The sequence below is a fragment of the Actinomadura scrupuli genome, from assembly GCF_050971785.1.
GTDB lineage: Bacteria > Actinomycetota > Actinomycetes > Streptosporangiales > Streptosporangiaceae > Actinomadura_E > Actinomadura_E scrupuli.
The window spans coordinates 1,169,296-1,192,111 of record NZ_JBPCCU010000001.1 but is presented as its reverse complement, the minus strand read 5'-3'; the positions used below and the strand labels follow the sequence as shown (position 1 = coordinate 1,192,111).

At 69.4% G+C, this 22,816-nt stretch carries 22 protein-coding genes; 5 read left to right on the top strand and 17 right to left on the bottom strand.

Annotation, left to right across the window (positions count from 1 at the left end; translation table 11 throughout):
• Window positions 1-187: 187 nt before the first annotated feature.
• The 5 genes from ACRYCC_RS05500 to ACRYCC_RS05480 form a co-directional block, all read right to left on the bottom strand.
• Window positions 188-655, bottom strand: coding sequence for a hypothetical protein (locus ACRYCC_RS05500; protein WP_433809365.1), 468 nt, complete (start codon window positions 653-655; stop codon window positions 188-190).
• A gap of 26 nt (window positions 656-681) precedes the next feature.
• A complete protein-coding gene (locus ACRYCC_RS05495; RefSeq protein WP_433809363.1) occupies window positions 682-1,278 on the bottom strand; it encodes a TetR/AcrR family transcriptional regulator in 597 nt (198 codons plus the stop codon).
• Window positions 1,279-1,483: 205 nt separating this feature from the next.
• Window positions 1,484-2,653, bottom strand: coding sequence for an NAD(P)/FAD-dependent oxidoreductase (locus ACRYCC_RS05490; RefSeq protein WP_433809361.1), 1,170 nt, complete (start codon window positions 2,651-2,653; stop codon window positions 1,484-1,486).
• A gap of 78 nt (window positions 2,654-2,731) precedes the next feature.
• Window positions 2,732-4,027 (bottom strand): amidohydrolase family protein, encoded by a 1,296-nt coding sequence (locus tag ACRYCC_RS05485; RefSeq protein ID WP_433809359.1) that lies wholly within the window; start codon window positions 4,025-4,027, stop codon window positions 2,732-2,734.
• An 11-nt stretch (window positions 4,028-4,038) separates the two neighbouring features.
• Window positions 4,039-4,368: a hypothetical protein gene (locus ACRYCC_RS05480; protein ID WP_433809357.1), complete on the bottom strand. Its 330-nt coding sequence runs from the start codon at window positions 4,366-4,368 to the stop codon at window positions 4,039-4,041.
• Window positions 4,369-4,741: 373 nt separating this feature from the next.
• Here ACRYCC_RS05480 and ACRYCC_RS05475 point away from each other — a divergent pair, with 373 nt between their 5' ends.
• From ACRYCC_RS05475 to ACRYCC_RS05465, 3 genes are all read left to right on the top strand, one after another.
• A complete protein-coding gene (locus ACRYCC_RS05475) occupies window positions 4,742-5,419 on the top strand; it encodes a TetR/AcrR family transcriptional regulator (protein WP_433809356.1) in 678 nt (225 codons plus the stop codon).
• Window positions 5,420-5,551: 132 nt separating this feature from the next.
• Window positions 5,552-6,418: an acyl-CoA thioesterase gene (locus ACRYCC_RS05470; protein ID WP_433809354.1), complete on the top strand. Its 867-nt coding sequence runs from the start codon at window positions 5,552-5,554 to the stop codon at window positions 6,416-6,418.
• A gap of 117 nt (window positions 6,419-6,535) precedes the next feature.
• Complete coding sequence (locus ACRYCC_RS05465) at window positions 6,536-7,303, top strand: SDR family NAD(P)-dependent oxidoreductase (protein WP_433809918.1); 768 nt, start codon at window positions 6,536-6,538, stop codon at window positions 7,301-7,303.
• A 112-nt stretch (window positions 7,304-7,415) separates the two neighbouring features.
• On the opposite strand, the gene ACRYCC_RS05460 is transcribed toward ACRYCC_RS05465, so the two are convergent.
• The 11 genes from ACRYCC_RS05460 to ACRYCC_RS05410 all read right to left on the bottom strand — a co-directional run bounded on the left by ACRYCC_RS05460 (window position 7,416) and on the right by ACRYCC_RS05410 (window position 18,654).
• The gene (locus tag ACRYCC_RS05460) at window positions 7,416-8,258 is read right to left on the bottom strand and encodes an NAD(P)-dependent oxidoreductase (protein WP_433809352.1); all 843 of its coding nucleotides are present in this window, start codon (window positions 8,256-8,258) and stop codon (window positions 7,416-7,418) included.
• A gap of 37 nt (window positions 8,259-8,295) precedes the next feature.
• Entirely contained in the window at window positions 8,296-9,114 is an 819-nt protein-coding gene (locus ACRYCC_RS05455; protein WP_433809350.1) for an NAD(P)-dependent oxidoreductase, read from the bottom strand.
• A gap of 110 nt (window positions 9,115-9,224) precedes the next feature.
• On the bottom strand, window positions 9,225-10,016 hold the full coding sequence (locus ACRYCC_RS05450) for an enoyl-CoA hydratase (protein WP_433809348.1): 792 nt from the start codon (window positions 10,014-10,016) through the stop codon (window positions 9,225-9,227).
• Window positions 10,017-10,027: 11 nt separating this feature from the next.
• Window positions 10,028-11,176: an acyl-CoA dehydrogenase family protein gene (locus ACRYCC_RS05445; RefSeq protein ID WP_433809346.1), complete on the bottom strand. Its 1,149-nt coding sequence runs from the start codon at window positions 11,174-11,176 to the stop codon at window positions 10,028-10,030.
• Window positions 11,173-12,024, bottom strand: a complete 852-nt coding sequence (locus ACRYCC_RS05440) for an acyl-CoA dehydrogenase family protein (protein WP_433809344.1) — start codon at window positions 12,022-12,024, stop codon at window positions 11,173-11,175. Before ACRYCC_RS05440 ends, ACRYCC_RS05445 begins: the two co-directional genes overlap by 4 nt.
• Before the next feature lie 120 nt (window positions 12,025-12,144).
• Window positions 12,145-12,657 carry a DoxX family protein gene (locus ACRYCC_RS05435; RefSeq protein WP_433809342.1) on the bottom strand — a complete coding sequence of 171 codons (513 nt, stop codon included), beginning with the start codon at window positions 12,655-12,657 and terminating at the stop codon, window positions 12,145-12,147.
• Window positions 12,658-12,744: 87 nt separating this feature from the next.
• Window positions 12,745-14,403, bottom strand: a complete 1,659-nt coding sequence (locus ACRYCC_RS05430) for a thiolase C-terminal domain-containing protein (RefSeq protein WP_433809340.1) — start codon at window positions 14,401-14,403, stop codon at window positions 12,745-12,747.
• Between the two features lie 160 nt (window positions 14,404-14,563).
• Entirely contained in the window at window positions 14,564-15,922 is a 1,359-nt protein-coding gene (locus tag ACRYCC_RS05425) for a cytochrome P450 (RefSeq protein WP_433809338.1), read from the bottom strand.
• A gap of 158 nt (window positions 15,923-16,080) precedes the next feature.
• On the bottom strand, window positions 16,081-17,439 hold the full coding sequence (locus ACRYCC_RS05420) for a cytochrome P450 (protein ID WP_433809336.1): 1,359 nt from the start codon (window positions 17,437-17,439) through the stop codon (window positions 16,081-16,083).
• A gap of 49 nt (window positions 17,440-17,488) precedes the next feature.
• Window positions 17,489-17,680 carry a ferredoxin gene (locus tag ACRYCC_RS05415; protein WP_433809334.1) on the bottom strand — a complete coding sequence of 64 codons (192 nt, stop codon included), beginning with the start codon at window positions 17,678-17,680 and terminating at the stop codon, window positions 17,489-17,491.
• Window positions 17,681-17,793: 113 nt separating this feature from the next.
• A complete protein-coding gene (locus ACRYCC_RS05410) occupies window positions 17,794-18,654 on the bottom strand; it encodes a mycofactocin-coupled SDR family oxidoreductase (RefSeq protein WP_433809332.1) in 861 nt (286 codons plus the stop codon).
• A 636-nt stretch (window positions 18,655-19,290) separates the two neighbouring features.
• Between ACRYCC_RS05410 and ACRYCC_RS05405 the strand changes: the two genes are divergently transcribed.
• A complete protein-coding gene (locus ACRYCC_RS05405; protein WP_433809330.1) occupies window positions 19,291-20,808 on the top strand; it encodes an aldehyde dehydrogenase family protein in 1,518 nt (505 codons plus the stop codon).
• Window positions 20,805-22,010 (top strand): CaiB/BaiF CoA transferase family protein, encoded by a 1,206-nt coding sequence (locus tag ACRYCC_RS05400; RefSeq protein WP_433809328.1) that lies wholly within the window; start codon window positions 20,805-20,807, stop codon window positions 22,008-22,010. The genes ACRYCC_RS05405 and ACRYCC_RS05400 overlap by 4 nt, the downstream gene beginning before the upstream one ends.
• On the opposite strand, the gene ACRYCC_RS05395 is transcribed toward ACRYCC_RS05400, so the two are convergent.
• Window positions 22,003-22,446, bottom strand: a complete 444-nt coding sequence (locus tag ACRYCC_RS05395) for an SDR family NAD(P)-dependent oxidoreductase (protein ID WP_433809326.1) — start codon at window positions 22,444-22,446, stop codon at window positions 22,003-22,005. The two genes, ACRYCC_RS05400 and ACRYCC_RS05395, sit on opposite strands and share 8 nt — an antisense overlap.
• Window positions 22,447-22,816 lie beyond the last annotated feature (370 nt).

Genomic DNA, 22,816 nt, shown 5'->3' with positions numbered 1-22,816 from the left:
CATCCTCCTCCGGCGAGTCGATGGCTCGCACCCGGGCGGGACCACGGGAGGGTCTTCGCCGGCTCGACCGCCGGCTCCGCCGCGCCGCCGTCACCTGAGGGCGTTCACACCAAGGGCAGGTGCCATTCTCGCCACTTGCGAGCAGCTTAGACAGTAATCGCTCACTCCGCAAGGATCGGCCGGCGCCTCAGGTGCTCGTGGACGAGCGCAGCAGTTCGCCGCGCCGGAACGTCTCGATCGCCTCTCTCGAATCGACCGGGACGGCGGCCGCGGCCAGCGCCTGCGCCTTGAACGCCCGCGCCGCCGCGCTCAGCCGGTGGCGCACCGAACCGGCTCCGTCATCGAGGTCCGCCGGCCACCCGTCGCCCCAGAGCCTTACCTCGACCAGCCCTTCGAGGGCATCGAGCGCCATCCGCCGCACTCGTGCATCGGAGCCGTACAGCCCCGCGTGGACCGCGAGGGCCTGCGGCCGCGGGCCGCGCACCGGAGACGCCAGCACGGACTCGAGATAGGCGGCGCGGGCCCCGAGGATCCGCAGGGGCCTGGAATCGGCGCGGTCCGCGGTGAGGACCGTGACGTCCCATCCCGCCATCACCCGGTCGAACAGCCAGCCTCCCGCGAGGCGCACCGCCTCGGCCATGTTCGGCGTCACCACGACGAGCCGGTACCTCAGCGTGCGTCCTACGGCGGAGCGAGCCGCAGGGAGAGCGATGCGATGTATTCCCTGAACACCTGGGTCAGCGGAATCGAAGGGTCGAGCAGCCATGATGTCTCTATCCCGTTGAGAAAGGCGACGATCTCCACGGCTTTGACGTCCGGATCCAGGTCGGTGCGGTACCGGCCGGCGCGTTGCCCACGCCGGATGCTGTCGGCGATGAGGCCGACCGTGATGCGGTGCCTCTCCAGAAACCGGTCGTGCAGCGGAGCGTCGGGGTGGAGGTTCTCGGTAAGGAGGACGACGAACATGCCGACGAGATCCGGTGCCTCCTCGAACCGCACGGCGCTCGCCTCGAGCTCCTCGAGGATGTCGCCGAACGGGTCGAACTTGGCTGTGTCGTAGGCGTCGCGGGCGTCGAGCACCGCGTGGAGCAGCCCCTCCTTCGACACGAAATGATGCAGCAGGCCCGCCGAGCTGACCCCGGCCTCCTGGGCGATCTGCCCGAGAGTGGTACCCCGCGACCCATTTCGTGTCAGCAGCCGCTGCGCCACGGCGAGGATCCGCTGCCGACGGTCCTCCCCCTTGGCGAGAAGCGCGGCATAGGGCCGTTGATCGGGCACGTGATTCCTTCCCCATGACCTACTGAATGCACATTAGGTTTCTCACGGGGGGTGTGACAACGGTTCCGTGGCGGCAATTTCGCACGAGAATCGGTCCGGGTACGGGGGCGCTCGAATGCGGGCACCTCGACGCCGTCGCCGCCGCCCGGACCATCGGCGAGGCGACCGCCCGCACCGGCCGGCGAGGGCGATCTCGGCAGCGCGGCTACGACGGCCAGGGGGCGTGGTCGACGACGAGTGGCCGGAGCTTGCGCAGCTCGAGCGGGCAGTTCCAGCCGAGCACGCCGACGACCTTGCCTTCGAAGGCGTAGCCGACGACGAACTTGCGGTCGGCCAGGTCGCCGTGCAGGACGATGCTCTCCGCGGCTTCCGGGAAGATGCCGTAGGCCTGGATACGGGCGTCGTACTGGTCGGTCCAGAAGTACGGGACCGGGGCGAAGGCCTGGTCCCCGCCGAGCAGGTTGACCGCCACCGCCGTGCCCTGCTCGGTGGCGTTCATCCGGTGCTCGACCCGCATACGCCGGCCGAAGTGGGGGTTGTACCAGGACGCGACGTCACCGGCGGCGTAGATCCCGGGGGCCGCCTGGCAGCGGTGGTCGCATTCCACGCCGTCGCCCAGCGGCAGGCCGGAGCCGGCCAGCCACCCGATGCCCGGGGACGCGCCGACGGCCACCACGACCACATCGGCGTCGAGCACCGAGCCGTCGGCCAGTTCGACGGCGACCACCCGGCCGGCGGCCTCGACGAACCGGGACACTCCGACGCCCAACCGGAGCCCGGCCCCGTGTTCCCGGTGCAGCCGGCCGACCAGTTCCCCGATCCGGGCCCCGAACTGCCGGTGCATGGGTACGGGCAGCGGGTCGACCAGCGTGACCTCCGAGCCCATCCGGCGGGCGGCGGCGGAGACCTCGGCGCCGAGGAAGCCGGCTCCGATCACGACGACCTTCGGGCCGCCGAGGAGCAAAGCGCGCAGCGCCAGGGCGTCGTCGAGAGTCCGCAGCAGGTGTACCCCGGCGAGGTCGGAACCCGGCAGGCGACGGGGAGCCACACCCGTGGCGATCACCAGTGCGTCGAAGGGAACCCGCTCCCCACCGTCCAGCAGCACCTGCCGCCCGGCGGTGTCCAGCCCGGTCGCGGTGCGGCCCAGCATCAGGTCCGCACCGAGCTTTCCGATCGCCTGTTCGTCGCGCAGCCACGCCTGTTCCGGTTCCCAGGCGCCGGTAAGGATCTGTTTGGACAGGGGCGGCCGGTCGTACGGCAGGTGCCGTTCGTCCCCGATCAGCGTCAGCGCGCCGTCGTACCCCTTGTCTCTCAGCGCTTCGGCCGCGGACAGTCCTGCGGCCGAAGCACCCACGATGACGACCCGTTCGGGCACGATGTCATTCCTCCACAGAGCCGGCCGGCGCCGGCGGCATCGCATCAGGTCGCCGACCCGCCGGATCGGCACGATGTGTCACTGCGCGGCGGCCGCCGCCTGCCGTGCCCTGGATCGGTACGCCTCGAGCTTGTCGGCAGGCTCGATGATCTGATGGCTGCGGGGCTGGATGGAGACGTCGTGGCCTTCGGAGCGTTTGCGCAGGGCCGCGACGGTGGCCTGGTCTCGGGGGATGTGGGTGAAGGGATCGAAGGAGTACCACCGCATGGCGTTCTCGTGGGTCATCTTGCGGGTGTCCTCATCCGGCACCTGCCACTTGTCCAGCACCGCCGACAACTCCTCCGGAGCCCCCGGCCACATCGAGTCGCTGTGCGGATAGTCCGCCTCCCAGCAGATGTTGTCGATCCCGATGTCATGCCGCAACCGCACCCCCAACGGATCACTGATGAAACACGTCAGGAAATGCTCCCGGAACACCTCACTTGGCAACCTCCCCCCGAAATCCTGCAACGTCCAGGTGGCGTGCATCTCGAACGTGCGGTCCACCCGCTCCAAGAAGTACGGGATCCACCCCGTCCCACCCTCCGACAACGCGATCCGGATGGCCGGGAACTCCTTGATCACCCGCGACCACAACAGATCCGCCGCCGCCGAGACGATGTTCATCGGCTGCAACGTGATCAGCACATCCGGCGGCGAATCCACCGCCGGCACCGCCAACCGCCCCGACGACCCGATATGCACATTCACCACCGTCCCGGTGTCGCACACCGCCCGCCACAACGGATCCCAGTGCTCACTGTGGAAACTCGGATACCCCAGCACGGCCGGATTCTCGGTGAACGTCAGCGACCGGCACCCCTTCTCCGCCACCCGGCGCACCTCCGCCGCGCACAACTCCGGATCCCAGATCGCCGGCAACGCCATCGGAATGAACCGCCCCGGATACGCCGCGCACCACTCATCGATATGCCAGTCGTTGTACGCACGCACCAGCGCCAACGAGAAGTCCGCATCCTCCGTGGCGAACAACCGCGCCGCGAACCCCGGGAACGACGGGAAGTTCATCGACGCCAAAATCCCACCCGCGTCCATGTCCTTCACCCGCTCATGCACGTCATAACAGCCCGGCCGGATCTCATCCAACCCCTGCGGCTCCAGCCCGTACTCCTCCTTCGGCCGCCCCGCCACCGCGTTCAGCGCCACGTTGGGGATCACCGCGTCCCGGAACTTCCACACATCGGTGCCGTCGTCGCGGTGCACGAGTTGCGGGGCGTCGTCGCGGTAACGCTCCGGCAGATGGTTCACGAACATGTCGGGCGGCTCGATGATGTGGTCGTCAACACTGATCAGGATCAGGTCGTCGCTCTTCATGACGGCCCCTTTCAGTCCGAAGCGGGCAGCGGCTTGGCCGCCTTGTGAGTCATCGGGACACCGTCACAACTCAGCTCGCCCGCTCCCGAGGAGGTGCAGAGCAGCTCGAGGGTCTCGTCGGCATCCACATAACGCTTGCCGATGAGCGTGCCGGCCTCCGGGCCGGGCACGCCGGACGGCGACGGCGACGGCCGGGCGGACGTCGCGGGGGCCATCGGGCTCCCCCCACAGGTGATCACCGGTCGTCCCTCGGCGGGAGCCCGGACGACGACCACCCGCGTGGTGCAGACCGTGCTGGCGAGCTGGGCACCGGGGCGCAGAGTCGGTACCGGTGGGGTCATGGCGCATATCCCCTTCGATGAGACGGTCGGTGAGCCTGGCGAGGTCCGGGCTGGTGGGCCGTCGAGGCGCGCAGGAAGGCTCGTATCGCACCTTCCTCTTAAAGGAGGAAACTATCTTCTCATCATCAGAGAATCAAGTATCCGGGTAAAGGTGCGACGTTGCCTCGCAGGCAGGGATCCGCACCGTCCCATCGCGGCGTTGACGCAGCCGCCCGCCCCGCCGACCTGCGGCCGCGGCCGGCCTGGCCTACCTGACGGTGAACGTGCTCAAGGTAAGATTCTCCGCGGGGGCAAATATGGCTCTCACCATCGTCGGAACATAAGCGATGTGAACGCAAGGTGCCTACCGGCACGGCGACGTAAGGTTCTTAACATGACCCAGGAGACAGATCGGCGCCCGAGCCTCCCGAACGAGGAGCCCGCGTGGAAGCAGCGCGCGGTGGAGCGTTCTACCCGGGCTGCGAAGCTCCGGGCCGAGCAGAGAGTGGAGCGCTTCCTCGACGCGGCACAGGCCATCATCACGGACAAGGGCACCACGGACTTCACCGTGCAGGAGGTCGTCGATCGGTCCCGCCAGTCGCTGCGCAGCTTCTACCAGCACTTCGACGGCAAGCATGAGCTCCTGCTCGCCCTGTTCGAAGACGCCCTGCGCCGTACCACGGACCAGATCCGGGCCGCCGCGTACGGCCAAGCGGACCCCATGGACCGGGCCAAGGTCGCCGTGCAACTGCTGTTCGAGATCTGCCGCCCCGACCCGAGCGTGCAACAGCCGTTGTTCACCGAGTTCGCCGCGCAGTTGATGGTCACCCACCCCGCCGAGGTGCGGATCGCCCACGCGCCGCTGCTCGCGCTGTTCACGGAGCTGATGACCCAGATCGAGGCCGCCGGCCGGTTGCGCCCCGCCATGAAGCCTCGCCGCGTGGCGGCCCTGATGATGCAGACGGTCACCTTCGCCGCCCGGTCCAGCCGTGTCCCGCAGGAGGAGAACACCCACCCCGTCACCGCCGAGGAGATCTGGGAGTTCTGCGCCAGGGGATTCGTGAGCAAGTAACGAGAAGCGTATTCTCAAAATTTAGAGTGTCACTTACACTGCGGGCATGTCCATTGTCATGACGGGCGTGGCCGGCCCCGGCCGCACCTTCCCCTGGTCCCCCGCCTCTCCCGACTCCGATCGGCCGTGCTCGTGACCGATCTCTGGAACGACCTGCTCGCCTGCCTCGACCTGCGCCGGCTCCCCTCAGGCCGGGGGCCCGGCACCGGCGATGCCGAGGGGGAGCGAGCCGAGGTCGACGGCCGCGACACCGCACGCGCCGATTTCGAGGGGCGTAACCAGCGGCTGAGCTACCAGCGGCTGTTCGGCGGGCAGCTGCTGGCCCAGTTCGCCCGAGCGGCGTCCCTTGCCTGCCCGGACAAGGTCGTCAAGTCCCTGCACGTGCTGTTCCCGCGCGCAGGCCACTCCGACGAGCCGGTCCGTTACGAGGTGGAGGGTCATCACCAGGGAAGCACCTTCGCGACCCTGACGATCGTGGCCCGGCAGAAGCGGGGTGTCCTGGCCACCGCTTCGGTGTCCATGCACGTCTTCGAGGAAGGGCTCGAACACCAGACCGTCGCCCAGGTGCCCTCGGTTCTCGGGGCGGAGCACCAGGTGAAGTTCGATCTGCTCCCGTGGGAGATCCGGGCGGCCACCGACCTGAACTCCCCGAAGCCGGAGCCGCCCGAGCTCGACCTCTGGATGCGCATACCGGCCGTCGGCCGGGAACTGACCCCCGCCCTGACCGCCTACGCGACCGACCTGACCATCATCGGCACGGCGCTGCGCCCCCTCGAAGGGCTCTGCCAGCAGGACGCCGGCACGGCGTTCACCTCCGGCGTCACCTCACACACCCTCTGGTTCCATCGGCCCTTCAGCACCGACGGATGGCTGCTGCTCCGCCAGCACAGCCCGCTGCTGGCGCACGGTCGCTGCTTCGGCCGGGGCGACGTCCTCACCGAGGACGGTTCACTCGTCGCCTCCTACGCCCAGGAGTCCCTGCTCCGCTTCCGGCGCTGACCCGCGGGTCTCGAACCTCCCTCGCGCCCTACCTCCCCAGGGCCGCCGGCCGGCGGCCTCGGGGAGAATAGTATTCTCCTCAATCAGAAGCTCTACTTGCAGAAGAGGGAAGTATTAATGCAGATCAGTGGGAGCTCAGCCATCGTGGTCGGTGGGGCCGGTGGGCTGGGAGAGGCCACCGTGCGCCGTCTCCACGCGGCCGGGGCCAGGGTCGTGGTCGCCGACCTCGCCGATGACAAGGGCAAGGCCCTGGAGGAGGAGCTGGGCGTCCGCTACGTACGCACCGACGCCACCGACGAAGACTCCGTCCAAGCAGCGATCGCCGAAGCAGAAGCCGCAGGCCCCTTGCGGATCTCGATCGACACCCACGGCGGACCCGCCACCGGAGGACGACTCGTCGGCAAAGACGGCCAACCCCTCGACCTCACCGGATTCCGCCAGACCATCGAGCACTACCTCACCGCCGTCTTCAACATCATGCGCCTGACCGCCGCCGCCATCGGCCGACAACAACCCACCGACGACGACGGCAACAGAGGCGTCATCATCAACACCGCCTCCATCGCCGCCTACGAAGGCCAAATCGGCCAACTCCCCTACGCCGCCGCCAAAGGCGGCGTCCTCGCCATGACCCTCGTCGCCGCCCGCGACCTAGCCCCCCTCGGCATCCGCGTCGTCACCATCGCCCCCGGCACCTTCCTCACCCCCGCCTACGGCACCGCAAGCGACCAACTCCAAACCTTCTGGGCCCCCAAAATCCCCCACCCCAAACGCATGGGACACTCACCCGAATACGCCGCCCTCGCCCACCACATCTGCGAAAACGACTACCTCAACGGCGAAACCATCCGCCTCGACGCCGCCCTCCGATTCCCACCGAAGTAAGCCACCCGCCGGAGAGGACAGGGCGGCCTTCCCTCCTCCCCGCGAGGGCGGAAGGCCGCCGGGGACGACCCCCTCACGTCATACGGACATCGGCCCGCCGTTCGCCTGTCCGCTACGCGCCCGGCTTCTCCCGCGGGGCAGACCGCTCGACGGACCTCATCGCACCGGCCAGGGCGTTGAGCGCGTCGTCCAGCGCACCGAGGTCCCCGCCGAGCTCGGCGACGACCTTCCTGGCGACGTCCACGTCCTTGCCCACGAAGCCGCCCGCCACCTCGGCGAACGACGCGACCGAACCTCTCGCCACGACACCGGTCAGAGCGCGGCTCGCTGCGCTTCCGTGCGCGAGCGCGTCGAGGAGCACCGCCTCCCCCACCCCCAGCCGGGTGGCCAGCGAGACCGCATCGGCGAGCAGCCCGAGGTGCGCCGCGAACAGCACATTGTTGACCAGCTTCACCCGCTGACCCGCACCCAGCGGACCGACGTGCAGCAGCGGGTCACCATAGCTCCGCAGTACGGGCCCGATCCGCGCCACGGCGTCGCCGGAGCCCCCCGCGAAGAGGGTCACGCGCCCGGCCGCCGCGTCGTGCGGGCCACCGCTGACCGGAGAATCGACCACCTGGATGCCGCGCTCCCCGGCGCGGGCGGCGATGGCCTCGGCCGTCTGCGGGCTCCCGGTGGTGTGCACCACGACGATGGATCCGTGCGGCATCCGGTCGAGCAGGTCGCCTCCCAGGCAGACGTCCCGTACCTGCTCGTCGGTGAAGACGCACACCAGCACGGCATCGGCACCATCGGCAACGTCACCGGCGGCGGTGACGACCTGGACGCCCTCCTCCTCGAGTGCCGCGCGCGTCTGCGCCGACCGGCCCAGCACGCGAACCTCGTGCCCCGCCCGGACGAGCCGGCGCACCATCGGACGGCCCATCCGCCCGGCCCCGACGAATCCGATGCGCATCAGGGCTCCTCCCCCGGCCGGCCGCGCTCCGCAGATCTCATCGCCGGTGGTCCATGCGCGCCAGGGCGGCGTCGGCAGCGGCCATGACGGTGCCCGCGGGAGCGTTCGCCGTGTCGGCGAGGTCGGCCACCAGCCGGGCGTCCTTCTGGAGCAGCGGTCCGGCATAGGCCGCGAGGCGATCGAGCGTGCCACCGGCGGCGGCGATGCTGCCGAGGGCGAAGCTGGACCCGCTGCCGTGGGAGATGACGTCGGCGAACCGCTCGGGGTCGACACCGAGCGCACGCCCGAGCTCGACCGTGCTGGCGGCGGTGCCGAGGTTGGCCGTGAACAGGACGTTGTTGAGCAGCTTGGTGACCTGTCCGGAGCCGAGCGGGCCGAGGTGGACGATCGGGTCGGCGTAGGTCGCGAAAACCGGCCGGCAGGACTCGACCGTGTCCGGTTCACCTCCCACCATCACGAGCAGACGGCCCTCGGCGGCCGCCGGGCCGCCACCGCTCACCGGCGCGTCGATCAGCGAGACGCCCTTCGTGCCGGCCTGGGCGGCCAGGCGGCGGCACGTGTCGGGGTGGACGGTGCTGTGCACGGCGATGACGCCGCCCTCCCGGAGTCCCGACAGCACGCCGCGTTCGCCGCAGACGACCTCCTCGACATCGGCGTCGCCGACCACGCAGAGGCAGACGAGGTCACTGGCCGCGGCCAGGTCCGCGGGTGACTCGGCGACCTTCGCGGGCGTGTCGGCGAACGGCTCGAGCGAGGCCTGGCGCCGCGCCCACAGCGTCATCGAATAGTCCGCGTCAATGATCCGGCGGGCCATGGGAGCGCCCTGACTGCCCAGGCCGATGAATCCGACACGCATCAGTGGACCTCCTGCTCGGATGGTCTGGTCACGGTCATTCCGTTCATTGGTTCTCCTGTCGGGCGGGCTGAACGCGGCCGTCACCGCCGACGATCGCCGTGGGCCAGGGCTCACTGGCTCTTGAGCCGGTCCTTCATCTCGTCGAGCTTCACGAGGATGGGGTAACCGCTGACGCTGAGCGCGTTCCCGTGCCCGGTCTGGTGGATGTCGAACACCGACTGGACGGCCGCGTAGAAGCCCTGCACGTCGAGGGTCTGGTTGACGGCCCGCTTGGCCTGGCGGAGTCCGAACGGGTCCATCTGGGCGATCTGCCGGGCCAGCTCCGTCGTGACCGTCTCCAGTTCGTCCAGCGGCACGACGCGGTTGACCATGCCGACCTTCTCCGCCTCCTCGGCGGTGACGGCCCGGCCGGTGAACAGGATCTCCTTGGCCTTGCGCGGGCCGAGCTCCCAGGTGTGGCCGTGGTACTCCACCCCGCCGATCCCCATGTGCACCACCGGATCGGAGAACTGCGCGTTCTCCGCCGCCACGATCAGGTCGCAGGGCCAGCAGAGCATGAGCCCGCCCGCGATGCACTTGCCCTGGACCGCGGCGATCGACGGCTTGGGGATGTTGCGCCAGCGCAGCGTGTACTCCAGATATCTGCGCGCCTCGATGCTGTAGATCGACTCCAGCGTGATCTTGTCTGGAGCCGGCCCGCTGCCCTTCAGGTCGTGCCCGGAGGAGAAGTGGCGGCCGTTGCCGCGCAGCACGATGACCCGTACGTCTTCGTCGGCCGCGGCCCGGGTCCAGGCCGCGTCCAGGTCGTCCAGCAGCGCCATGGTCTGGGCGTTGGCCGCCTCGGGCCGGTTCAGAGTGATGGTCGCCACGCGCTCGTCGACCTCGTAGAGAATCTGGTCCATCAGCGTCTTCCTTACCTGGGGAGGCCGAGAATTCGCTCGGCGATGATGTTGCGCTGGATCTCGGAGGTGCCGCCGGCGATCGTCCCGGCGAAGCTTCGTGCGTACCGCTCGAACCAGCTGCGGGTGAACGCGTCGGCGCTCATGTGGTTGAACGGGGCGGTCTGCGCGGGATGGACCAGGCTGTCGGCCTGGTGCGCCTCGAGTGCGTGGAGGCTGGCGGCCTGCACGGCCTCGGAGCCGAGCAGCTTGAGCACCGACAGCTCCGCCGGATCCCGATCGCCACCGAGCTGGCGGTAACCGAGCAGCCTGAGCGCCTGGGCGTCCATGAGCAGCGTCGCGTACCACTCCTCGTCGCTGGGCGCGTCCCTGATCAGGTCGTCCAGCCGCTCGGCGAAGCTCAGCCACAGCATCGTCCGCTCGTGGCCGAGGGAGCCGTGCGCCACGGTCCAGCCCTTGTGCAGGTCACCGATCAGGTTGTCCCGCGGCACCCGGACGTCGGTGAAGAACACCTCGTTGAAATCGAGGTCGTCGGGGTCGGCGATGGACCCGAACGGCTTTCTGACCAGTCCCTCGCTGTCGGTGGGGATGAGCAGGACGCTGATGCCCTTGTGCTTGGGAGCGTCCGGATCGGTGCGCACGAACGTCAGCAGCACGTCCGCGTCGTGCGCTCCCGAGGTCCACACCTTCTGCCCGTTCACCACGAAGTGGCCGCCGTCGAGCACCGCGCGGGTCCGCAGGCCGGCCAGGTCGGACCCGGCGCCCGGCTCGCTCATGCCGAGCGCCGCCGTGATCTCGGCCCGCAGGATGGGGACGGCCCACCGCCGTTTCTGCTCCTCCGTCCCGAAGGTCAGGATCGAGGCGGCGATGATGCCCAGGCCCTGCGGGTTGAAGCTGTGGTAGATCCGCCGCCGGGAGAGCTCCTCCAGATGGGCGAGCTGCTGCGGCAGCGTGGCGTTGCGGCCCCCGTACTCCGGGGGCTTGCCGGGCAGCAGCCAGCCCGCGTCGAACAGCGTCCGCTGCCACCGCCTCGTCCACTCCGGCATGTCCGCGCTCGACCGCGGACGCTGCACGGCCTCCGCCTCGGCGGGCACGTGCGCGTCGAGGAAGGCGGAGAACTCGGCACGGAACGTCTCGACCTCGGAGTCGGAGGTCAGCCTCATCGCAGCAGCGCCCTTCTGTGCACGGCGGCCGTCCCGAGCAGCAGGTCCCCGGCCTTGGCCCGTTTGAGATGGATCTGCAGCTCGTTCTCCCAGGTGAAGCCCATCGCCCCGAAGAGCTGCAGGCCGTGCTGGAACACCAGCCGCTGGCACTCCCCGGCGGCGGCCTTGGCCATCAGGGCCGCCCTTCCCCGGCGCGGGTCGTCTTCGGCGATGGTCAGCGCGGAGAAGAGGGCGAGCGCCCTGGCCCGCTCGATCGCGACGTACATGTCCGCGGCCTTGTGCTTGACGGCCTGGAAGGAGCCGATGGGCACGCCGAACTGGACGCGTTGCCGCACGTGCGCGACGACCAGGTCCAGGATGCGGCGGCAGCTTCCGACCGTGGAGATCGCCAGGCCCATCAGGGCCAGGTCCGGGATCCCGGGGACCAGGTCCGGCGCGTCCACGTGGGCCACGTGCAGGGTCGGGTCGAAGACGGCGACGCGTTCCGTGGCCACCTCCGAGCCGCTCACCACGACCACGCCGCCGCGGGTCACCAGCGCGATCTCCTCCGCCCTGTCGCCGTCCAGTACGAACCGCCCGGCGCCGTCGCACACGCCCGTCCCCGCCGCCGCGGGCAGCCGTCCGGCCAGCGGCGCGAACCAGGTGGTCGTGGCGAGGAAAGGGGTCGGGTCGGCGACATAGCCCAGCTCCTCCAGCACGATCGCCAGCTCCACCGGCGGAGCCTCCAGCCATCCCAGCTCCCGGTACGTCGCCCACAGCTGTTCCTCGGGCTGTGGCCGCGACTTGGCCACCGTCTCCCGGACCAGTTGCTGAAGCAGCCGCTGTTCCTCGTCGAACTCGAACTCCATGCGCGACCTCAGGTCCGTGTGAATACCCGGCCAACGGACTGGAGAATATCATTCTCCATCCAAGCAAGTAATAGTCTCGCCACGGCATGCCACGTGCGGGAGCCTTCCGCGGCGCGCGTCTCAGCCGACCGGCTCGGCCTTCTTGGCCTCCGGCCGCCAGAACGTGCCGAGCATGCCCGCGGTCGCGACCACGGCCACTCCGAGCGCGATGCCTCCGCCGGCCCAGCCGACCACGGCGATGTCGGCGGCCTCGTCCACCGACAGCCGCCCGGGCCCCAGCATGGCCAGCGCCACCGAGACCACCGCCAGCACGAGGACGTACTCGTATCCGTCCTTGAACACGAAGAACCCGTTCGGCCGGTGGGCGAGGATGCCCGCGACCAGCATCACGGAGATGACCGCGGCACAGGCCAGCGGTGTGAGGAGGCCGACCACCAGGAGCGCTCCCGCCCCGATCTCGGTGACCACGCTCATCCACGCCTGCAGCTTTCCGTGCCGCAGGCCGAGCCCGGCGAACCAGCCGGCGGTCCCTTCGATCCGGCCGCCGCCCCTCCAGTGGTTGTACCCGTGCGTGATCATCGTGGCTCCGACCACCACTCGCACGAGCAGCAGCGCGCCGACTTCGGCGTCCATATCTTTCCTTCCCGCCGGCTCGGTGCCGGCTTCGGCCTGGTCCGGGAATTCACCCCCGGCGATCTCCCGGAGCGCCATCGCCGAGGGTCATGCGTCCGTCCTGAGCAGGATCGCCCCGCCGGGTGTGAGGCCGCCGCTGCTGACCACGGCGACCCGGGCGCCGGGCACCTGTCGCTCTCCGCCCTCCCCGCGCAACTGGACGATCGCCTCGTGCACCAGTCCCATCCCGTGCGTACGTCCGTGCGACAGCTGGCCGCCGTGGGTGTTCAGCGGGAGCACGCCGTCTCTGGCGATGTTCTTCCCGCCCTCCAGGAAGTCCTTGGCCTCTCCGATCCCGCAGAAGCCCAGCGCCTCGATCCAGGACAGGCAGTTGAAGGTGAAGCCGTCGTAGAGCTGCGCCACGTCGACGTCCGAGGGAGTGAGCGACGTGCGCGTCCACAGGTGCGCGGCCGGTCCGAGGACCTGCGGCTCATGGGTCAGCGTGCTCTGCTCCCACTCGATCCGCTCGGTGATCTGGGTTCCGACCGCCTCGACCAGAACGGGCGGCTTCGCCAGGTCCCCGGCGGCGTCCTTCGCCGACACGATCACGGCGATGGACGCGTCGCACAGCACGTCGCAGTCGTAGAGGCCGAACGGGGTGGTGACGGGCCTGGCCTGGAGGTAGTCGTCCATCGTCATCGGGCCGCGATAGACCGCCGTCGGGTTGAGCGCGGCGTTGGCCCGCTGGTTCATCGCTATCCAGCCCAGCGTTTCGCGCGTGGTCCCGTAGCGGTGAAAATGCCGCTGGGCGTTCTGCGCCAGGGTGTGCGCCGCCGACGTCGCCCCGAAGGGCGCCATCCAGCCCGTCGTACGGCCGCTGGGCGGGGTGATCTTGCCGAGACGCATGAGCTCGCCGTACGTCGATTCCCAGAGTGTCCGGAAGCACAGCACGTGCCGGGCCAGCCCGCCGGAGACCGCCAGCATCGCCGCGATCAGCGAGCCGGCCGGGCCGAAGGTCTCCGAGGCGCCGTTGTGCCAGGCCGGCCGGATGCCCAGGGTGTCCTCGAGCCCCGACAGCCCCCCTTCCCCGAACCCGCCGGCCTGGATGCCACCCGGATACGTGGAGAGCCCGTCGATGTCGTCCAAGGTGAGACCGGCGTCCGCGACGGCGCGCTCGCACGCCTCCACGGCGAGCGAGAGGGGCGGGCGCATCAGCCGGCGTCCGATCTGGGACATCCCGATGCCGGTGATGGCGACCTGGTCCTCGAACTTCTCCCTGGTGAGCATCGGGCTCACGCGCTGCCGCATCCGCTCCGGCTCGATCTCGTCGGACGGCAGCGGCGCCGGCTCGCCCTGCTCGGCCACGGGCCGGAAGAGCGGCAGCCACACGTCCTCGACCTGCTCGAAGACGACCTCCATCCGCATGCCCAGCGTCAGCTGCCCGGGGTCGCACTCGACGGCGTTGGTCGTGAGCCGGACCCGTGGGTCCTCCTCGACCGCGACCTGCGCCACCACGTAGGGCGCGGGCAGCCCGGGCAGGCTGAACCGGTGGTTGACGGTGAATCCGATGAGCGTCGCGAAACCGGAGACGGCCCGCACGCCCATCTCGTGCTCGCGGCAGTACCGGCAGACCGGCCTCGGCGGATGGACCAGGGCCGAGCACGACCCGCACTCCTGAATGCGCAGCCGGCCATCGGCGCCCGATGTCCAGAAGAACTCGTTGTCCAGCGTGATCTGCGGCAGGGGACGTCCTGCGGATCCGGCCACGTCGTCTCCTCACTCGATGTCGGCGTGCCGGCCTTCGGCGGCGCGGCGGCGTACTGAACAGGTCTCCGGCCCACGGGTCACCGGTGGCGTCCGCCGGGCACCACCGCGTCCGGCCGGGAGCCCCCATGCCCGGTTCCGGGACCTCGGGATCGCGTAGGGCTCAGAGCTTCGCCCGCTCATGGTTGCGGGTGACCGGCTCGGCGAGCCGCTGCTCGTCGCAGACCTTCTGCAGGACGTCCAGGGTCTCGTCGAGCCCCCGCCCCAGCCTGGGGCCGGGGCTGAAGGTCGCCGGAAGGTTCCGCATGCCGTTGATGATGCCGATCGTCTCGTAGTGCACCGCGCCTCCGGGGTCGCACACGTAGTCCGGCATGCGGTCGAGCACCTGGATGATCATCCGCTTGAACACCGTACGCGCGACGTTGGAGCCGATGCAGCGGTGGATGCCCAGCCCGAAGCTGGCGTGCCGGTTACCCGTGCGCGCCAGGTCGACCTGGTCGGGCTCCGGGAACGCCGACGGGTCCCGGTTGGCCATCGCCCAGGACAGCCAGAGCCGCTCACCCTCCTTGAAGCGGGTTCCGGCGATCTCGCAGTCGGCGGAGATGGTGCGCCCGTCGCCTGGTGCCGGTGTGTAGAAGCGCAGGAACTCCTCGGTGGCGGAGTCCAGCAGCGTGTCGCGCTCCCGGCTGAGCCGGGCCCGCTCGTCCGGATTCTCCGACAGCCACTCCAGCGAGTGGGCGGTCAGCGCCGTCGTCGTGTCGAAGCCGCCGCCGATGATCAGAGCGAGTACTCCCAGGAGCTCGTCGTCGGGCGGCGTCCTGCCGTTGATGTCGGCGGTGATGAGCGCGTCCACCAGGCCGGGGCGGGGATTCTCGCGGATCTCCACGAGCCTGGCCTGCAGGTCCGCGATCATTCCGAAGAGCATCTGGATGACCCGCTCCATGTCGGGCGAGTTCGGCGGCGTGTAGATCGAGGCGTGCGCCGGCTCGTTGTAGAGCGACCAGTTCTTGAGCGGAATGCCCATCATGGCCATCGTGAGCGCGGCCGGTACGACGTTGGCCAGATCCTCGACGAAGTCGATCGCCCCTGTCTCGATCTTCTCGTCGAGGCAGGCCCGCACGAGTTCGTCGATCACCGGAACCCAGCGCTTGATCGCCGCCGGGGACAGGTACGGGTTGAGCGCCTGCCGGTAGTAGCGCTGGTCGGGCGGGTCCATCTCCAGGAAGCCGCCCCGGGTCGCCCCTTCGGCCGTCGGAATGGTGATTCCCTTGTATCCGCGCCGTTCATTGTGCACATCATGGTCGTTCGAGAGATATTCGGCCGACCGGGCGAGCTCGAAGACCTCACGGTTACCGCTGGCCACCCAATGGCCGCCATAGGTGTCCGACCAGGCGATGGGGCATTTGGCGTGCAGCTCCTGGGTGATCGCCTCGAATCGATGGCGGTATTCAGGCGTGTGCCGGTCGAAATGGTACCGGTTCTTCTTCCGGTCACCGTCGTCGGCGAGGTCTTCTGTGCTCACGGTGGAGTCCTCTCTCAAGGTGCGGAGCGCCGCCCGGACGGCTGCGACACATCAGGAAATCGAGATCTCCCCTCCGGCAGGACCCGGCCGCCTCCTGGACCTCGTCCAGGGCGCTCCCGCCCGATCGCACCTCCGGAAACCCCGGATCCGGCAGTGGCTCAGAGCTTCGCGCGCTCCTGCTTGCGGGTGACCGGCGCGGCGAGCTGCTGCTCGTCGCAGACCCTCTGCAGGTTCTCGAGGGTCTCGTCGAGCCCGGGCCCCAGCCGCTTGCCGGGGGTGAAGGTCGCGGGAAGGTGCTTCATGCCGTTGATGACGCCGACCGTGTCGTAGTGCACCGTGCCCGCGGGGTCGCACTCGAAGTCCGGCATGCGGTCGAGCACCTGGATGATCATCCGCTTGAACACCGTACGCGCGACGTTCGAGCCGATGCAGCGGTGGACGCCCAGCCCGAAGCTGTTGTGCCGGTTGTTCTTGCGGGCCAGGTCGATCTTGTTGGGCTCGGGGAACGCCGACGGGTCCTTGTTCGCCATCGCCCAGGAGACCCACAGGCGCTCGCCCTCCTTGAACTGGAATCCGAGCACCTCGCAGTCCTGGGAGAACGTGCGCCCGTCGCCCACCGCCGGATTGTAGAAGCGCAGGAACTCCTCGGTCGCGGAGTTCAGCAGGGTGTCCCGCTCCCGGCTGAGCCGGGCGCGTTCCTCCGGATTCTCCGACAGCCACTCCAGCGAGTGCGCCGTGAGCGCCGTCGTCGTGTCGAAACCACCGCCGATGAGCAGGCCCAGTATCCCGAGGACGTCCTCGTCGGACGGCTTCTGGCCGTTGACGTCCGCGTTGACGACCGCGTCCACCCAGCCCGGCCGGGGGTTCGCCTTGATCTCCTCCAGCTGCCGGGCGAGGTCCTGCATCATCTGTATGTGCAGACCGATGACCCGCTGCATGTCAGGAGAGTCCGGCGGCGTGTAGATCACGGCGTGCGCTGGCTCGTTGTAGATGGACCAGTTCTTGAGCGGGATCCCCATCATGGCCATCGTCAGCACGGCCGGAACGATATTGACGAAATCGTCGACGAAGTCGATCCGCCCTTCCTCGATCTTCTCGTCGAGGCAGGCCCGTACGATCTCGTCGATCACCGGGACCCAGCGGCTGATCGCCGCCGGGGACAGGTACGGGTTGAGCGCCTGCCGGTAGTACCGCTGCTCGGGCGGGTCCATCTCCAGAAAGCCGCCCCTGCCGGACCTCTTGGCCGCCGGGATGCTGATGCCCTGGTAGCCCCGGCGCTCACCCTTGACGTCGTGGTCGTTGGAGAGGACGTGGGCGCTGGTGACGAGCTCGAAGACCTCGCGGTGGCCGGCGGCGACCCAGTGGCCGCCGTGGGTGTCGGACCAGGCGATGGGACACTTGGCGTGCATCTCCTGGGTGATCGCGTCAAAGTTCTCGCGATAGTCCGGCGAATGCTTGTCGAACTGGAACCGGACCTTCTTGCGCTCTTCGTCGTTAACAAGATCTTCTGCGCTCACGGCGTTATCCCTCCCAGGGCGGAGTGCGAGACCGGACACCAGGTGATGTTCAGAAAATGGAGATCGCTCGTTCCGGGCAGGAATTGACGGCCTCGCTGACCTTCGCCTCGAGATCGGCCGGTACGTTCTCGTCGATGACCGAGGAGTGACCGTCGATCTCGCTGGGCTCGAATACCTCGGGAGCGACAATGGCGCAGAGCGTGTGCCCCTGACAGCGTTCCGAGTCGACTCGCACCTTCACGATGTTCCTCCCTGCCACAGTTGGATGGGTGTTCGCGCGTACCGGGCCCCGGCGGCGCCGGGGCCCGGCAATGCCCGGTCTTTGGAGCCCCCACGGCTCCGATGACGTCCTGGTCAGACGTGGTACTTGTGCCACTTGAGGTAGCCGCCGGCGTCGACTCGCATCTGCATGCCGGTCACGAACCGGGACTCGTCGGATGCGAGGAACAGCACGGTGTTGCTGATCTCCACCGGCTCGATGTGGGGGACCGGCATGGCCTGCTGCACGTAGAACCCCGGCTCGGCGTCCTCCCGGGTCGGCTTCTCCAGGTCCGGGCGGAACGCCCGGTACATCGGCTCGCTCTGCAGCATCGGAGTGTTGCAGTTGGTCGGATGCACGACGTTGGCCCGGATCCACCGCGGCGCGAGGTTCGTCGCCAGCTCGTGGACGTACTCGGACAGCGCGCGCTTGGTGTAGGCGTAACCGCTGCCGCCGGGGTTGGAGCCGGGCCGGTCCACCATGCCCTGCGGCATGAGCGCGGCGGCCGAGCCGACCGCGATGATGGAGGCGCCCTCGCCCAGGTGGGGAAGCGAGACCTGGATCGCGTTGATCGTGCCCATCAGATTGACGCCGACCACATCGGTCCAGGCCTGCAGCGGCGGCTCTCCCTGGAGCGGAGCGATGCCTGCCTGGGCCACCACGATGTCGAGTTTGCCGAGTTCGGCGATGCCCCGCTCCACCGCGTCGCGCAGCTGCCCGGCCTCGCGCACGTCGGCCTGCACCGTCACGGCCCGCTGCCCCTGCTCCTCGACCAGGCGGGCGGTCTCCTTGAGGTCCTCCGGCTTCGACATCGCGTAGCCGACGGTCTCGTAGTCCTGACACAGGTCGACCGCGATGATGTCAGCGCCCTCCTGGGCCAGCCGAACCGCGTGGCTGCGCCCCTGGCCTCGAGCCGCGCCCGTGATGAACGCGACCTTCCCCTGAACACGTCCCATATGCGCTGTCCTCTCTTCCGTGTTCCACCGCTCGCGGCCACCGGACGCGGCCGTCTCCGGCCCATCCGGTCGTGATCAGAACTGGGCTCGCCAACAGGCCCGGCAAGGCCGCCGTCCCGGACGGCCCCAGCGGCGCGGACTCGGCCGACGGCATCGGCCCGCCCTCGACGCGGGCAGCCGACGACCCTGCGCAGATGGCGCCCCCGCTAACCAGAGTGGTGATCGGAGACCAGGCGATCTCTGACGGCGGGCGGCACTCTCGTCGCAAGCACGATAATCATCCTTTCCAACATGAGAACCATACTCTCATGGTTGACTCTTCCGGAAGCCCCGTTCGGGAACCCAGCGCACGCCACCTCCGCCTATCCAGCGCAGGACAGGGGGTACGGCGCAGGGCGGAAGCCCCGCCACCGCCGGGTTTCCCGGTTCGCACGCCCGGCCCGGCCCGCAGCGGGACGGCCGAGCGGGTCCCGCCTCCCCCGGTGCCCACCGCGGGTCCCGACGGCATCGGCTCACCCGCTTCGGCCGGCGTCCGGCAGGCCCTTTCCGGGGCGCCCTGAAGTGGCCCCCTGCCTGCCGAGAGGTTGATTCGCCGAATATGAGAGTGTAGTTTCCTCTAACTGGCGAGGAGGCTAGATGCGATCTCAGGACACGACGGCGCACAGCGCGGGCGCCGAACAGGGAAGCGGAAAGAGCACAGCCCAGGCGACCGCCGCCGCCAAGCGCCTTCTGATAGACGGGCGGCTCGTCGAGACCGGACGGACGTTCGCCTCGGTCAACCCCGCGACCGGCGACGTCGTCGGCCACGCCCCGGACGCCACGGCCGTGGAGGCGGAGGCCGCCGTGGCGGCCGCTCGCCGTGCCTTCGACACCACGGCCTGGGCGACCGACGTACAACTGCGCATCCGGTGTCTGACCCAACTCCACCAGGCGTTGACCGAGCACAGCGAGGAGCTGCGCGAGCTGACGATCGCGGAGGTCGGCGCGCCCCGGATGCTCACCCACGGCGCCCAGCTCGACGACCCCATCAAGATCGTCAAGTACTACGCGGACCTGCTCGGGCACTACTCCCTGACCGAGGACCTCGGTGAGGTCGAGACCCGGGGCCAGCGTCATCGCCGCTGGGTGGAGAAGGAGGCCGCGGGGGTGGTCGCCGCGATCGTCGCGTACAACTACCCGAACCAGCTCGCGCTGGCCAAGCTGGCTCCCGCGCTCGCCGCGGGTTGCACGGTGGTCCTGAAGGGCGCACCGGACACACCACTGATCACCCTCGCGCTGGGAGAGCTGATCGCCTCGCACACCGACATCCCGCCCGGCGTGGTCAACGTGCTCAGCTCGTCGGAGGTCGTGGTGGGCGAGGTGCTCACCACCCATCCGGACGTCGACATGATCACGTTCACCGGCTCCACCGCCACCGGCCGCCGGATCATGGAAGCCGCGAGCCGTACGGTGAAGCGCGTCTTCCTGGAGCTCGGCGGCAAGTCCGCCATGGTCGTGCTCGACGACGCCGACCTCGCCATCGCCGCCATGTTCGCGGCCTTCGCCATCTGCTCGCACGCGGGGCAGGGCTGCGCCATCACCACCCGGATGCTCGTGCCGAGGGCACAGCACGACGAGATCGTCGAGCAGGTCGCGGCCACCATGGCCGGCGTGCCCTGGGGTGATCCCGGCGATTCCGGCAACCTCATGGGCCCGCTCATCAGCGAACGGCAGCGCGACAAGGTGGACGCCATGGTGCAACGGGCCGTCGCGGCGGGCGCGAAACTCGTGACCGGCGGCAAACGGGTGGATCCCGGTTTCTTCTACACCCCGACCCTGCTCAGCGGGGTCGACCCGGACAGCGAGATCGCACAGGAGGAGATCTTCGGCCCCGTGCTCGCGGTCATCCCCTACGAGGACGAGGACGACGCGGTGCGCATCGCCAACAACTCGATCTTCGGTCTGTCGGGGGCGGTGTACGGCCGCGACGAGGACCGGGCCATCGCCGTCGCGCGGCGGATCCGCAGCGGGTCGTTCAGCATCAACGGCGGCAGCTTCTTCTCCGTCGACACGCCGTTCGGCGGGTACAAGCAGTCGGGCATCGGCCGCGAGATGGGCAACGCCGGGCTCGAGGAGTTCCTGGAGCGCAAGACCTTCGGCGCGGTGGTCGCATGAAGCCGCTAGAGGGAATCCGCGTCCTCGAGGTCGCGATGTACGGCTTCGTACCGTCGGCGGGAGCCGTGCTCGCCGACTGGGGCGCGGACGTGGTCAAGGTCGAGCACGCCGTCACGGGCGACCCGCAGCGAGGGCTCCGGCAGACCGGCGCGCTCCGCGTCGAGGGCGACCCGAACCCCAACATCGAGCACGCCAACCGCGGCAAGCGCAGCATCGGCCTCCACCTGGGGCGGCCCGAGGGCAAAGAGGTACTGGACGAACTGGCCCGGCGCTCGGACGTGTTCCTGACCAGTTTCCTGCCGGCCGCCCGGCGCAGGTTCCGCATCGACGTGGACGACATCCGCGAGGTGAACCCGCAGATCGTCTACGCGAGGGGAAGCGCGCTCGGCCCGCGCGGGCTGGAGGCGGAGAAGGGCGGCTATGACGCGACGGCCTTCTGGGCCCGCGGCTCCACCGCGGCCAGTCTCACCCCGCCCGGCTCGGACGGCATAACCAACCCGCCCGGCCCCGCCTACGGGGACACCATCTCCGGCACCAACCTCGCCGGCGGCATCGTGGCCGCGCTGCTCAAACGCGAACGCACCGGCGAGCCGTCGGTCGTGGACGTCTCCCTGCTGGGCAGCGGCTTGTGGGCCATGGGGCATGGGGTGGCGGTGTCCCTCCGGCTCGGCCGGCCGATGGTGGCGTCCCCGCCGGGCTCCCACGCCTCCCCGACCAATCCCCTCACCAGCCTGTACCGCACGGCGGACGGTCGCTATCTGAGCTTCGTCATGTTGCAGCCCGCGAAGTTCTGGGCCGACGTGTGCCACCACGTCGACCGCCCCGACCTGGCCGACGACCCCCGGTTCGCCACCACCGAACAGATCGCCGCCCACACACCAGAGGCCGTGGAACTCCTCCGCGAAGCGCTCGCCACCCGCACCCTCGCCCAATGGACCGAACGCTTCGCCACCCTGGCCGGCCCCTGGGCACCCGTACAGGACTCCCTCCAGGTCGGCGACGACGCACAGATCCGCGCCAACGAATACATCCTGCCCGCAGGAGAACTCGAACTCGTCTCCAGCCCCGTGCAGTTCGACGTCACCGCCCCCCAGCTCCGGCCCGCACCCGAGTTCGCCGCCCAGACCGAAGAGATCCTCCTCGAACTCGGCCTGGACTGGGACCGGATCATCGCGCTGAAGGAGACGGGCGCGATCACCTGACCGTTGACCGGCCGGGGCCGATTCCCCGAAAGCCCGCTCCGGCCTTCGGGGAGCGGGCCTTCGGGGAGCGGCGCGCCCGTCCCGGCCGGGTGTGGTGCGCTAGCACTGCACCACACCCGGCCGATACCGGGACCCGCCCGGCACCGGCTCGTGCGCCGGTGCCGATGCCCGCCTGGATGTACCAGCCGCCGTTGACGTGCTTCGCTGGTGATGTCCGTTCCCCGGCGGCCTGCAGTGCCGCCTGGCCGTGCTGGTCGAGCAGCGCGACACGGTGACCCTGGCCGGCCAGGTGCCGGGCCACGCCCAGCCCGATTCCGGACGCGGCTCCGGTGACCACGGCCACCCGGCCCACCGGATCGCCCGAGGAGAACGCCGCAGGGTCGCGGTACACCGCCAACGCCTCCTCGTACCCGATCACACCATCATTGCTGAGCATCTGCCTAGCATTCCTGGTACTTGAGTAGCACAGACTGAATAATGTGGTCAAGGTCACTCATGCGAGCGGCCATGGCGACCCGGGACCCTCGGGCGACCCGTGGGGCCGCGCACCATGATCACGCACGCATCTCTTGCCCGGCGCGTCTTGACAATTGGACTCTCTGAACAATTTACTGTCGTTCTCCCCACACGGAGGTACCGCATGTTCAGAAACGAAAGTAGCGTTCTCACTCCAGGAAATGATCTTCTCTAGGGCGAGACACGGTAACGAGCCCCTACCCGAGACCGACGGGACGATGGCGTGCGTCATCGTCCCGGCCGAGCGCGTACGTGACCCTTCCCGGCCGGCCGCCCCACGTGCAAGCCTG

Coding starts and splice junctions, on each gene's coding strand:
- ACRYCC_RS05465 (WP_433809918.1), top strand. CDS start 6,536: ATGCAGATCAGTGGGAGCTCAGCCATCGTGGTCGGTGGGGCCGGTGGG.
- ACRYCC_RS05435 (WP_433809342.1), bottom strand. CDS start 12,657: ATGGACGCCGAAGTCGGCGCGCTGCTGCTCGTGCGAGTGGTGGTCGGA.
- ACRYCC_RS05410 (WP_433809332.1), bottom strand. CDS start 18,654: ATGGGACGTGTTCAGGGGAAGGTCGCGTTCATCACGGGCGCGGCTCGA.
- ACRYCC_RS05395 (WP_433809326.1), bottom strand. CDS start 22,446: ATGCTCAGCAATGATGGTGTGATCGGGTACGAGGAGGCGTTGGCGGTG.
- ACRYCC_RS05455 (WP_433809350.1), bottom strand. CDS start 9,114: ATGCGTGTCGGATTCATCGGCCTGGGCAGTCAGGGCGCTCCCATGGCC.
- ACRYCC_RS05450 (WP_433809348.1), bottom strand. CDS start 10,016: ATGGACCAGATTCTCTACGAGGTCGACGAGCGCGTGGCGACCATCACT.
- ACRYCC_RS05440 (WP_433809344.1), bottom strand. CDS start 12,024: ATGGAGTTCGAGTTCGACGAGGAACAGCGGCTGCTTCAGCAACTGGTC.
- ACRYCC_RS05485 (WP_433809359.1), bottom strand. CDS start 4,027: ATGAAGAGCGACGACCTGATCCTGATCAGTGTTGACGACCACATCATC.
- ACRYCC_RS05475 (WP_433809356.1), top strand. CDS start 4,742: ATGACCCAGGAGACAGATCGGCGCCCGAGCCTCCCGAACGAGGAGCCC.
- ACRYCC_RS05480 (WP_433809357.1), bottom strand. CDS start 4,368: ATGACCCCACCGGTACCGACTCTGCGCCCCGGTGCCCAGCTCGCCAGC.
- ACRYCC_RS05400 (WP_433809328.1), top strand. CDS start 20,805: ATGAAGCCGCTAGAGGGAATCCGCGTCCTCGAGGTCGCGATGTACGGC.
- ACRYCC_RS05405 (WP_433809330.1), top strand. CDS start 19,291: ATGCGATCTCAGGACACGACGGCGCACAGCGCGGGCGCCGAACAGGGA.
- ACRYCC_RS05460 (WP_433809352.1), bottom strand. CDS start 8,258: ATGCGCATCGGATTCGTCGGGGCCGGGCGGATGGGCCGTCCGATGGTG.
- ACRYCC_RS05445 (WP_433809346.1), bottom strand. CDS start 11,176: ATGAGGCTGACCTCCGACTCCGAGGTCGAGACGTTCCGTGCCGAGTTC.